Below are 12,637 nucleotides of genomic sequence, written 5' to 3'. Positions count from 1 at the left end.
CTCGCTCATGATCGCTCCTTTCCGGTCAGGCCGCTATCCGGCCTTCCTCCTCCATTATGGCCCGCCGCCGGCCGCCGGTTCGCGGACGGTGAACGCCGTCGTGAAGCAGGCGCTGCGTTCTCCGTCTCATCGCCCTTCCGTGAGGCTCGGCTGCGGCCATCGATGTACCCGTGCTCGCGCGCGTATGAGGCGAGCTCGCGTTTGAGCTGGGTGCGGGCGCGGTTGAGCCGGCTCATCACCGTGCCGATCTTCACGCCCTGCTCGTCGGCGACCTGCTGGTACGACTTGCCGTCGATGGCGGCGTCGATGAACACCTGACGCCGCTCGGGCGACAGTTTGGCAAGCGCCGCCATGATCTCCTGCGGCGCGAACGTGTCGAGGTACTCGTCCTCCGCGGATTTTGGCGCGTCCGGCGAATGCTCGGACGCCTCGTAGAGGTCCCAGTCGTCGTATTCGCCGGTCGAGGCGTTGGCGCGTTGCGGGCGCCGTTTCGCCTTCGCGTACTGGTTGAAGTAGGCGTTGCGTTCGATGGTGGTCATCCACGCCTCGAAGTTCGACCCCTGCTCGAAGCTGTCGAATGATTTGAATCCGCGTTCGAACGTGTCCTGCACCAGGTCCTGCGCGTCGTCGGGGTTGTTGGTGAGTTTCATGGCCTGCCGGTAGAGCGCGTTGACCGCCGGCATGGCGAGCTGCTCGAACCGGGCCCGTTTCTGTGCCGTCGTTTCCGTCGTGTGCGTCTCGTCGTTCACATCGACCATTGTATCGGCGTGCGGCCGGCCATGTCGTCTTTCGGTCGCAAGAGGTGGCGCGTGTATGGCATTTGTGACGGACCATGCAGAAAAAGCGGTAGATATCTTCCCTAAGACGGCGCTGCTTGTACAATGGCACCGACTACTTGAGGAAAGGTGTGGTATGACGATTACGTTGGCGTCGGCGGCCCGACTGCTCACCAGGCACGGCCTGCTCCGCGAAATCATCCGCGACGGCGTGTGGACGCTCGACCCGAGCGGGCTCGGTGACGATATCGAATGCTCTTCGATCACCTATGACACGCGCAAGGTGACCGAGGGGGCGCTGCTGTGCTGCAAGGGCCGGTTCAAGGCCGAGTACCTGCACGGCATCGACGGTCAGGGACTGGCCGCGTATGTGGCCGAGACCGATTTCTCCGCCGAGACGAAGGCCGTCGGCCTGATCGTCAATGACGTGCGCCGGGCGATGAGCCTGCTGTCCGCCGAGTTCTACGGCAGGCCGCAGGACGAGCTGACCGTCATCGGCATCACCGGCACGAAGGGCAAGACCACGACCGCGTATTTCACGCAGGCGATCCTCAATGCGGCGTCGGACGGCAAGTGCGCGCTGTTCTCGTCGGTCGACAACTGCCTTGACGGGCACACGTACGTCGAATCCGACCTGACCACGCCCGAGTCGATGGACGCGTTCCGCATGATGCGCGAGGCGGCGGACAACGGCATGAAGTACCTGGTCATGGAGGTCTCCTCGCAGGCGTACAAGGTGGAGCGCGTCTACGGCCTGACCTTCGACGTCGGCGCCTTCCTCAACATCTCCCCCGACCACATCAGCCCCATCGAACACCCCACGTTCGAGGATTACCTGTACTGCAAGCGGCAGATCGTGCGCAACAGCCGCCGCCTGGTGCTCGGCGCCGACTGCGCGCACGCCGACCTGATCCGTCAGGACGCGGCTGCCGCCGAGGTCCCGGTGACGACGTTCGCGCTGCGCAACGACGGCGCCGACGAGACGGCCGCACAGTCGGCCGACCTCGTCGCGACCCGGGCGAGCGCCGACCACAGCGCCTACCGGATGACCGCTGAAGGCGCCGCCCTCGGCACGCTCTCGCTGTCTCTGGACGGCGACTTCAACTATGCGAACGCCGCCGCGGCGCTCGCCATCGCGCAGGCCGCAGGCGTCGACGTCACGGACGCGAAGGTCCTTCAGGCCATGGAGCCGGTGCGCATCGCCGGCCGCATGGAGCAGTTCCACGACCCGCAGTCCGACACCATCGCCATCGTCGACTACGCGCACAACTACGCGTCGGTCACCGCGCTGCTCGATTTCGTCGACGAGCGGTTCGGCTCGCGCGACCCGCGCATCACACTGGTCACCGGATCGGCCGGCAACAAGGCGTACGACCGGCGCAAGGAGATCGTCGAAGCCGCGCAAAACCGCATCGCGAACTTCATCTTCACCGCGGAGGACACGGACACCGAACCGTTCATCGACATCTGCATGGAGATGCAGGGGTACATCACGAACGACGCCGTCACCTCCACGGTGATCTCCGACCGTTCGACCGCCATCATGAACGCGATCTACGACGCCCGTGCGCACAAGGACCGGTTCAACGTCCTGCTCATCATCGGCAAGGGCAACGAACGCTGGATCAAGGACCGCAACAAGCATGTGCCGTTCGAGGGCGACGATCATGTCGTCGAGCGTATGTTCGCCTGAACGGACGGGCCACCACAGAGCACGATGATTCGTATGGAGGAAACAGAAGAACGATGATCACGCTGCAGAAGACCGATTACACCACCATGGAGCAGGCCGCGAGCGAGGCCGGCGTGACGCTGCCCATCGAGCAGACCGAAATCTGGGCGAAATACCAGGCTGAAATCCCCGGCCGCACGCCGTGGGGCGTGTACCTCATCCTGCGCGACGGCCAGACCGTGGCGTTCATCGCGTTCATCGACATGGAGACGCACGGTTACCATTACCTGCGTTCCCTGCACGGGCCGACCTGGATCGCCAAGCCGGACGAGGCGCTCGAACGCGAGACCGTCGAGGCGATCGCCGCGGAGGTCAAGCGCGCCGACAAGCATGTCGCGTTCATCCGCATCGACACATGGTTCGAGGACGGCACGGTTCCGGTCCTGTCGACCGTGCCGTACGACCAGACGGTCGTCATCGACGTGACCGGCGGCGACGACGCGATTCTGAGCCGTATGAAGCGTCGCGGACGCCGCGACGTGCGCAAGTCGCTGCGCGAATGCCCGGCCGAATGCGCGGACGAGACCGACAAGGCGATCGCCGACTTCGCCGAATACTACGACGTGATGGTGGAGACCGGCGAGCGCGACGGCTTCACTCCGGCGCCGATCACCGACTACTCGGACATGATCTCCGCGCTGGGCGCCGACCATTGCCGCGTGTTCGCCGCGCGCATCGACGGGCGTGTCGTGGCATGGTCGATCGTGACGGTCAACGGCACGCACGCGGTGCGCTACTACGCCGGCATGCGCAACGAGGTGATGCGCCTGCACGTGACCGACAAGCTGCTGTACAACGAGTGCTGCATGCTGGGCGCGCAGGGCATCACCGAATACGACCTCATGGGCATCGGCTCCGACTTCGCGCCAAGCCTCAAGGGCCTCAACGAGTTCAAGTGCAAGTTCACCGAGGAGGTCACGCCGGTGGCAGCCGGCCGTGACGTGCCGATCAAGAAGGCGTTCTACAGCACGCTCAAGCTCGCCAAGTCGGTCAAGGACGGACTGAAGAAGTAGCGTCCGCCAGGATTCTTCGGAATTGCGCCCGTCGTAGCGGACGATATCGTGTCGGGGCCCTGTCGATTGATTCGGCAGGGCCCCGACACGTTTTCAGTACCAGACCGCACGAGTATGTTTTCGCTGAGAATAGCTGACCGACCGTACTCGTAGACACACGCCGGAGTACGTTCCGTCGATAATCCATGACCGACCGTACTCATAGGTGCACGTCCGAGTACGGTCGGTCAGCTGTTTCCAACGGACCGTACTCGTAGGTGCACGTCCGAGTACGGTCGGTCATAAATACTCGACGAACCGTACTCGAACAGCCCGTTTCGGGTACGGTTCGTTGAGAAGAATCAACCGACCGTACTCGGAGCAGACGCATGGTAACGCCCGGCCCTCCGCTGAAAGGCAAGGGGAAGCGAGACCTGTCTTGCGGCCAAGCTCAGAGCGACTGGAGGACCGCGGCGATGACGTCGTGGACGCGGGATTCCGACAGTTCGGTGGGCAGGCACACCGCGGTCGACGACAGCCGGTCGCTGACCGTCACCGTGGCACGGTCGAGCCGGTCCAGGCCGTAGGCGGCCTCGTCGCTGACGCCGGGGAACAGCTCCGGCCGGTACCAGCGTTCGGCGTATCCGCCTGCCGCCCGAGCCGCGGCGATGATACGCTCCGCGGCGGCCGTGTCGTCGGCGAACAGGGGGAACCGCAGCAGCGGCTGCGCGTCGCCGTCAAGCACCGCGCCGGGGATGGTGATGCCGTTGCAGCCGCGCAACGCGTCACGGTACAGTGTCACCACCGTTCGCCGCGCGTTCTCGTTGGCGTCGAGTCCGCGCAGTCCGGCGGTCGCCTGCGCGGCGATCCACGCGGTCACGGTCATCGGCTCGTAGGCGAGGCCGCCCGCACGCTCCACGTCGGCGATCGGCGGCTCGTACCAGCCGGCACCAGTCAGACGTGCGCGCAGGCTGCCGCCCAGACCGCCCAGCCGGGAGAGCACGCGATTCTCGTTGATGTACAGCTTCGTGACCGTGTCGAGATGCTTCGACGGCTGCGGCAGGGCGGTGAGCCGGCCGCGCAACGCCGCGTCAAGGGCCGGATCGTCGCCGTGCAGCCGCGGATTGACCCAGATCGCGCCGCCGAACCGCGTGGGCAGCATCTTCTCCACGCCGAACGAGTGCACGGAGACGTCCGCGAGCGGCTCGCCCTGCCCGTCGCAGGCCATCCGGGCGACGCAGTGCGCGCAATCCTCGACGAGCAGCGCGCCCATGTCTCGGGCGAGTTCGGCGGTCCGTCCCGCCGACGCCTCGTCGATGACGCCGAACGTGTGCTGCAGCATCACCGCATGCACCTGCTCGTCCGGCTCCAGACGCATGGCTCCGGCCTTGTCCGCATCCAGGCTCATCGTGTCGGCGTCCACATCGACGTACCGGGGGGTGAGCCGTGCGACGACGATCGGGTCGACCGCCGTGCAGCAGGTGAACAGCTGGGTGAGCACGGAGCCGGCGCCGCGGGACTCACGCAGCGCGTCGAACGCCACCTGCATGCCGTACCGGGCCTTGAACACCGGATACCAGTCCTGGGGGCGGGTGCCGGTGCGCTCCGCCAACACGCCGCGCAACTCACCGAATCCGCTGGGCTGTGCAGCCTGACCGTCCGCAGCCCGGCTGTCCACTGTCTGATCGCTCATACATCCTCTTTCGTCACGACGTGCGCCCATCGCACGCCACTGGCCGTCCCCACCACTCTACCGCGTCCCTCGCGCGCGGCCACGCAACCCCCGCACGCCGCGCCGCAACAATCCCCCATGCCGGTACAATGGCAGACGATTGCAACAGAACACACGAAGTGCAGGAGCGAGACACGATGACTGTTTTCCAACCGGTGATCCTCGGCGGCGACCTTGGCGCGTACGCGCTGGCGAGGGAGCTCAACGACGCCTACGACGTGAAGCCGATCATGGTGACCGCCTACAACCCGAACGCCATCCGCGACTCGCGCATCCTCACCCGGCATCCCTTCGCGCAGGCCAACGAGGAGGATCCACTGGTCGCCGAACTGCTGAGGCTCGGCGAGAAGCTGAAGTCCGAGAACCCGCAGCGCAAGCTGCTGCTGCTCGCCAACACGGACTGGCGCATCCATGTGCTGGCGTCTCACCGGGCGGAGCTGGAACGCTACTATGTCGTGCCGATCCCGCCGCTCGAGGTCATCGAGCAGGTGAGCGACAAGCAGGAGTTCGAGCGGCTCGCCACCGCGCAGGGCATGCCCGTGCCGACATCATTCTACGAGGACTTCTCGCAGGCGGGCACCCCCGGCTGGACCCCGCAGCCGACCCCGGCGAACCTCACGTTCCCCGTGGTGGCCAAGCCGGCCGACAGCTCGCAGTATGAGAACCTCATGTTCGAGGGGCGGCAGAAGGTGTACCGCATCGACACGGACGAACAGCTGCAGCAACTGTGGGCGACGCTGGCGAAGGCCGGCTTCCGCGGCACGTTCGTGGCGCAGGAGCTGGTGGAGGGCGACGACACCGGCATGTATTCGGTGACCGCCTACGTGGACACGACCGGCACCGTGTCGCTGCTGTGCTCGGCGCACGTGCTGCTCGAGGAGCATCATCCGGCGACGCTCGGCAATCCGTGCGCGATGGTCACCGAGCCGATCGATGAGATCCTCGCCCCGGCGAAGCGGTTCCTCGAGTCGATGCCGTACCGCGGTTTCGCGAACTTCGACGTCAAGCGCGACCCGAAGACCGGACGCTTCTACTTCCTTGAGGTGAACCCGCGCATCGGCCGCAACAGCTTCTACGTGGCGGGCGCCGGCGTCAACCCGATGGAGGTGCTCGTCTCCGACGTGATCGACGGGCATCCGATGGCCCCGCGCGTGGCAGGCGGCGAGGTGCTGTACTCGATCATCCCCGACCGCCTGCTGCGCCGCTATGTGACCGACGCGAAGCTGCTGGCGCAGGTGAAGCGCCTGCAGAAGGCGGGGCGCATCAGTCCGCAGCGCAATCCGAAGGACGGCGGCTTCAAACGCTGGCTGCATCTGACCGAGTCGGAGCTCAACCAGTACCGCAAGTTCGGCGAGTATTACCCGAAGCCGACCAACACCGGCTTCTAGCGCGAGACGTGGGGCACGTCCACATCAGCGTCATTCCAATATCCGGCGGGCGGCGCTCCCCCAGTCGGCTTCGCCGACAGCCCCCTCCACCGAGGGGGCCAAGGTGCGGGCCGACGTCCCATCGACCGACCGTACCCGTGGCGCATGTATCAGCACGGTTCGCTATGACTGCGGGCGACGCTCCCTCAGTCGGCTCCCTCCACCGAGGGGGTGGCGAGAGCCGACGCTGCAGTACGCAACCGCCACAATGCCGGCTCACCGTTCCGGTGTGTCGGCGAGCTTCTGCGAGATGACGGCCGTCACCCCATCCGCGCGCATGGTGACGCCGTACAGCGCGTCGGCGATGGACATCGTCCGCTGCTGATGCGTGATGATGATGAGCTGGGCGTGGCGGCGCAACTCCTCGAGCGCGTTGAGCAGCCGGGTGAGGTTGATGTCGTCGAGCGCGGCCTCCACTTCGTCCATCACGTAGAACGGGCTGGGCCGCGCGGTGAAGATCGCGAACAGCAGCGCGAGCGCGGTCAGGGACCGCTCGCCACCCGACAGCAGGCTCAGCTGGCGCACCTTCTTGCCGGCCGGACTCGCCTCGACGATGACGCCGGTGGCGAGCAGGTCGTCCGGGTCCTCCAGCCGCAGCCGTCCGGTGCCGCCGGGGAACAGTGTGGCGAACACGCGCTGGAACGCTGCGGCAGTGTCGTCGAACGCGGCCTTGAACACGCTGACCATCGTCGCGTCGAGGTCCTTGATGAGCGTGAGCAGGTCGTCGCGCGATTTCGCCACGTCGTTGCGCTGGTCGTTCAGATAGCTGTTGCGCGCCTCGAGCGCCGCATACTCCTCGCCCGCCAGCGGATTGACCTTGCCGAGCGCCGCGAGGTCGCGCCGTGCCTTGTCCAGCCGTTTGCGCTGTTCGGCACGGTCATAGGGCACGGTCCGCACGCGAGCCGGAGCCGAAGCGCCGGCATCGTCGCCAGTCGCGGCCGCCCCTGCATCGCCATCGTCAAGCGGCACCGGCCGCCCCTCCTCGTCAAGCACCGGAACGGGCAGGTCGGGCGCGAAGTCGCGGATCAGCTCGTCGATGCGCAGGCCCAGTTCATCGTCGACCTTCTGGGTGAGCTGGCCGAATTCGCCGGCGAGCCGTTCGCGGTTCACATCGAGCACATGCTCGCGCTGCTGCAGGTCCGTCACCTGCGGTTCGAGCCGTCCGCGTTCGGCGCGCAGCGTCCTGAGTTCGTCGTCATGGTCGCTGGTCTGCCGCTGCAACCGCTCCCGCCGTTCGACCACGCGGCTGATGTCGGCGTCCATGAGCGCAGCCGCCTGCGCGGCGTCGGCGGCGATGCGCCTGGCGTGCGCGGCCTGTTCGCGGCGCTGGGCGTTCATGGTTTCGATGCGTTCGCGCCGGCGCTGCGCTTCCTTCGCGTTGTCTCGCAGCAGCCCGGCCTGTCGGGTGAACGATTCGGCCTTGCGTTTGGCGTCGTTCCATGCGATGTTGGCCGTGGTCTCCTGTTCGCGCGTCACCGTGAGCGAGGTTTCGAGCGTCCGCTCGCGTTCGACGAGGTCGTTGATGTCGGTCTGGCCGTCCTCGCTGGCCTGGGCGGCGGCCAACGCCTGAGTGAGGTCGTCGAGCTTGAGCTGGTGGTGCCGCCGTTCCTCCTGCGTGCGTGTAATACGGTCGTTGACGTCGGCGATCCGGCGTTCGATGCCCGACAGCCGGGTTTCGGCCGCCGCCAGCGATTTCGCCGTCTGCTGTGCGTCAAGCCGCGCCTGCATGCGCCGTTGCGCCGCGCGGTCGACGGCGACGCGAGCCTCGTCACGCTGCTGCGTCGCGGCCGTGACGTCGGCGGCGAGCGCCTCCAGTCTGCCGTTGAGCTCACCGATCTGCGCGAGCGCCTTGTCCCGTCTCGCAGCCAACGCAAGGTCGCTTTGCGCTCCTGCCGCGCCGCCTGCCGCGCCTGCACGGTTGATGACATCACCGTGTTTCGTGACGGCGCACCGCCAGCGCGGTCGGGCGCCGCGCGCAGCCGCAACGCCGGACGCAACGTCATGCGCACCGTCGCGCGACATGTCATGCACGGCGGCGAGCGCCTCCTCGACGGTGTCGACGGCGGCCACGTCGCCGAGCAGCGAGCGTGCGGCCGTAACGACGCGCTGCGCCTGTTCACTGTCGCGGGCGGCCGGGCTGACGGTCACCAGCGACGCGACCGAACGCGATTGCAACCCGTTCTGCGGCGCGGCGGTCTCGGCGTCGCTGTCATCGTCCGCGCCAGCGCCGCCGGTCTCCGCCGTTTCCCCGTCGTCCGGCATCAACATGACCGCCTTGCCGAGGTGTTCCTCGTGGGCGCGCGTCAACGCGTGCAGCAGGTTGGTCTCGCCGGGCACGATCATCGCGGCGGCGAACTCGCCCAACGCTCTGGCGACGGCGTTCTCCCACCCGTCTTCGACGTGGATGAAGTCGGCGAGACGGCCCAGCATGGCCACCTCGTCGTCGTGTTCCAGCGCGCCGGAGGCGTTGCGCGCCTCCAAGGTGTCGTGCAGGGCGTCCGCCTTGGCCTGCAGGGCGATGATCCGGTTGTCGAGGTCGCGCTTGCGGGCCGCGGCGTCGTCGAGGGTCTCCTGGCGTGCGGCGAGCATCTCTTTCGCTTCGTCCAGCGCCGCCGTGCCGTCGTCGGTGGCGGCGTCCTGTTTGGCGGCGAGCGTGTCGCGTTGCGTGCGCGCCTGGTCGAACTGCCCGGTCAGGTCGTCATGCTGCGTGGCAAGGTCCTTGGCTCGTGTGTCGCCCAGCTGCACGGCGGCTTCCTCGCGGGCGATGAGCGTCTTGAGTTCGGCGACCTGCGACTGCCGGCGCTGCGTGGCCTTGCGCAGTTCGGTGATGGTCTGGCGCAGTGCGGCGAGCCGTTTCTCGTCATCGGCGCGCGACTGGATCGCCTGGTCGAGTGCGATGCGCGTGTCGTCCACCTGCCGGGACTGTTCCGCGGCCTGCCGTTCGAGTTCGTCGGCGCGCCGGTTGAGCATGTCCGGATCCTCGCCAAGCGAGGTGACGATCTGGCCGAGCAGCGACCGGCTGCGCTCGTCGGCCAGCGAGGCGAGCGCGGTGAACCGTTCCTTGAGCTGCGTCATCTCATGCCAGGTCTGGTTGACGCGCGCGAGCGCCGGGCTGGATTGCGCGGTGAGCGCCTCGATCTGTTCGATGCGCACCTTGACCTTCGCCAGTTCGCCTTGTGCCGTCTGCAGTTCCCCTCGTACGGCGGCGAGTTCGCGCCGCGCCTCGTCACGTTTGCGGGTCGCGGCGACGGCGTCGTCGGCGTACAGGCGGCTTTGCGCGTCGCGCAGGGTGACGCGGATGCCGTCTGCACGCCGTGAGATGCGCGCCTGCCGGCCGAGCGGCCCCATCTGTCGGCGTATCTCCTTGAGCAGGTCGTCGAGACGGTCGAGGTTGGCCTGCGTGTTGGCAAGCTTGCGCAGTGCGCGTTCCTTGCGTTTGCGGTGTTTGAGGATGCCGGCGGCCTCTTCGATGAAAGCGCGGTGGCCGCTGGGGTCGGCGCGCAGGATCGAGTCGAGCCGTCCTTGGCCGACGATCACGTGCATCTGCTGGCCGAGGCCTGTGTCGCTGAGCAGCTCCTGGATGTCGAGCAGACGGCATGGCGAGCCGTTGATCGCGTATTCGGAGCCGCCGTTGCGGAAGATCGTGCGCGAGATGGTGACTTCCGTGTAGTCGATGTCGAGCGCGTGGTCGGTGTTGTCGATGGTCAGGCTCACTTGTGCGCGGCCGAGCGGCGGCCGTGACGACGTGCCGGCGAAGATCACGTCCTCCATGGACGTGCCGCGCAGGTTCTTCGCACCCTGCTCGCCCATCACCCAGGTGAGCGCGTCGACGATGTTCGACTTGCCGGACCCGTTCGGACCGACGACGGCGGTGATGCCCGGCTCGAAGCGCAGGGTCGTGGCGGATGCGAACGATTTGAAGCCGCGAAGGGTGAGTTCCTTGAGATACATGGCCGCCGCTTCGCCTCCCTCGTTCGCCGTCGCCGATTGTCTGACCTATGGTACCGCGCGCCCTGCCGGTCCGCCGCCAAATTTTGTGCTGCGGCGGACCGGCGAAAGTGCGGCCGTGAGGCTTACTTCTCGGACTCCTTGGACTCCTCTGCATCCTCGGCGGTGTCTTCCTTGGCGGCCTCAAGCGCCTTGTCGAAGCCGAAGTCGCCGAAGTCGTTGGCGTTGAAGTCGGGGTTCGCGTCGGTGGCGAAGTCACGGTCGGCGTCGTCCATGCCGTCGTCGGCGGCGCCGGACTCCTGCCCGCCCTGTGCCGCGCCGTCCTGCGCCGCGCCGCCGCCGAGGTCCGGTTCGACGCGCTCGGCCTTCGGCTTGGCAAGATCCTGGTTCATCTGCTCTTTCAGCAACGTGCGCGCGTCGCCGGCGGTGACGAAGCTGCCGCAGATGAGCACGCCGCGGCCGTAGCCGACGCCGGTCTCGTCCTCGGTGTCGACCATGTCGACGGCGGCCTGGATGGCGTCGGGTAGGCTGTCCTTGCGCACCACGCGGTCGCGGCCGAACACGTTGACCGCCACCTTCTCGAGCTCCTCGGCGGGCATGACGCGCGCCTTCCACGAGTTCTCGGTGACGACCACCGTGTTGAGGATCGGCTCGAGCACGCCGAGATACTCCTCGACCTGCTTGTCGCCCATCATCGAGATCACACCGACCAACTGCGTGAAGTCGTAGCTCTCCTCGATGGCGTGGCGCAGCGCTTCGGCGGCGTTCACGTTGTGGCCGCCGTCGAGGATGATGGTCGGCGACGTGCGGATCTGTTCGATGCGCCCCGGCACCTTGACGCCCTGCAGCGCTTCGGCCACCAGGTCGCCGTCAAGCGGTCCGTTGACGGGGATCACGACTTCGGCGGCGGTGAGCGCGGCGAGCGCGTTGTGCGCCTGATGCTCGCCCATCTTGGCGATCGGCACCTGCGTGTACGTGCCCTTGGGCGTGTGCAGCGTGGCGACCTGGCCGCCGACGGCGGGGATGCGGTCGGTGACCTCCATCTCGTAGCCGTCGCGCACCACGGTCGCGTGATTGCGTTCGGCGGCGGCCATGAGGATCGGCATGACCTCCTCCTCGTGCGGCTGCCGGCCGATGACGGCGGTGCAGCCCGGCTTGATGATGCCGGCCTTCTGTTCGGCGATCTGCTCGACTGTGTCGCCGAGCCACATCATGTGGTCCATGTCGACCGGTCCGATGATGGCGGCGTCGGCGTCCAGAACATTGGTGGCGTCCTGCAGGCCGCCCATGCCGACCTCGACGATGGCGACGTCGACCGGCGCGTCGGCGAACTTCCAGATGGCCATGGCGGTGAGCACCTCGAAGAAGCTCATGCGCGGCTTGCCCTGCTCGGTCATCTTGGCGTCCACGAGGTCCACGAGATCCTTGACCTGATCCCAGATGTCGACGAAATCATCGTCGGAAAGCTCCTGACCGTCAATGGCGATGCGCTCGTTGATGCGTTCGAGGTGCGGCGACGTGTACAGGCCGGTGCGCAGCCCGTAGGCGCGGCAGATGGCTTCGGCCATGCGGGCGGTGGAGCCTTTGCCGTTGGTGCCGGTGACGTGGATGACGCGGAACGACTGCTCGGGGTGGCCGAGGATGTCCAGCATGAGGGTCATCCGGTCGAGATCCATGTTCGTGGTGTTGTGCTCCGGCGGCCGGCGCATGATGTCGCGCTCCACGTCCAGTATCGACTCGTTGTTGCGGTTCGGATGCTCGAATGACATGCCCGCGTGGCTTCCTCTCTGTGTGACGACTTGTGAACCGTCACCAGTCTAGTTGCCGCCCTGAATCTGTGGCGGCGGTTCGTGCACAGCGCAACCACCCCCAGTCAGCTCCCGCTGACAGCCCCCGCCAGCGGGGGCGCTTATGGTATCCGCTCCCGCTGGCGGGAGCTGTCAAACGTAGCGAGACTGAGGGTGGTCATTCAGCCACAACCACCCCCACCCGCTACGCGGGAGCCCCCGCCAGCGGGGGCGCTTATCGTT

The 12,637-nt window shown here is 67.0% G+C and carries 7 protein-coding genes; 3 read left to right on the top strand and 4 right to left on the bottom strand.

The features are described 5' to 3' along the window. Positions 1 to 5: 5 nt before the first annotated feature. Complete coding sequence (locus F7D09_RS00115; RefSeq protein WP_193312237.1) at positions 6 to 758, bottom strand: sigma-70 family RNA polymerase sigma factor; 753 nt, start codon at positions 756 to 758, stop codon at positions 6 to 8. A 154-nt stretch (positions 759 to 912) separates the two neighbouring features. Between F7D09_RS00115 and F7D09_RS00110 the strand changes: the two genes are divergently transcribed. After that, positions 913 to 2,469: a UDP-N-acetylmuramoyl-L-alanyl-D-glutamate--2,6-diaminopimelate ligase gene (locus F7D09_RS00110; RefSeq protein ID WP_152233419.1), complete on the top strand. Its 1,557-nt coding sequence runs from the start codon at positions 913 to 915 to the stop codon at positions 2,467 to 2,469. A gap of 53 nt (positions 2,470 to 2,522) precedes the next feature. Then, complete coding sequence (locus tag F7D09_RS00105; protein WP_152233418.1) at positions 2,523 to 3,521, top strand: lipid II:glycine glycyltransferase FemX; 999 nt, start codon at positions 2,523 to 2,525, stop codon at positions 3,519 to 3,521. 430 nt (positions 3,522 to 3,951) lie between these two features. Here the strand turns inward: F7D09_RS00105 and F7D09_RS00100 are convergent, their stop codons facing one another. After that, positions 3,952 to 5,193: a DegT/DnrJ/EryC1/StrS family aminotransferase gene (locus tag F7D09_RS00100; protein ID WP_152233417.1), complete on the bottom strand. Its 1,242-nt coding sequence runs from the start codon at positions 5,191 to 5,193 to the stop codon at positions 3,952 to 3,954. A 176-nt stretch (positions 5,194 to 5,369) separates the two neighbouring features. On the opposite strand from F7D09_RS00100, the gene F7D09_RS00095 reads away from it, so the two are divergent. Further along, positions 5,370 to 6,620 (top strand): carboxylate--amine ligase, encoded by a 1,251-nt coding sequence (locus tag F7D09_RS00095; protein ID WP_152233416.1) that lies wholly within the window; start codon positions 5,370 to 5,372, stop codon positions 6,618 to 6,620. Between the two features lie 255 nt (positions 6,621 to 6,875). Here F7D09_RS00095 and smc read toward each other — a convergent pair whose 3' ends face one another. Next, a complete protein-coding gene (gene smc, locus F7D09_RS00090; RefSeq protein ID WP_152233415.1) occupies positions 6,876 to 10,610 on the bottom strand; it encodes a chromosome segregation protein SMC in 3,735 nt (1,244 codons plus the stop codon). 122 nt (positions 10,611 to 10,732) lie between these two features. Then, the gene (locus F7D09_RS00085) at positions 10,733 to 12,376 is read right to left on the bottom strand and encodes a bifunctional folylpolyglutamate synthase/dihydrofolate synthase (RefSeq protein WP_152233414.1); all 1,644 of its coding nucleotides are present in this window, start codon (positions 12,374 to 12,376) and stop codon (positions 10,733 to 10,735) included. Positions 12,377 to 12,637 lie beyond the last annotated feature (261 nt).

Origin of the sequence: Bifidobacterium leontopitheci, from assembly GCF_009193355.1 — a bacterium.
GTDB lineage: Bacteria > Actinomycetota > Actinomycetes > Actinomycetales > Bifidobacteriaceae > Bifidobacterium > Bifidobacterium leontopitheci.
Note: the sequence above shows the minus strand (reverse complement) of the source record. Positions and strands in the feature narration are given on the sequence as shown.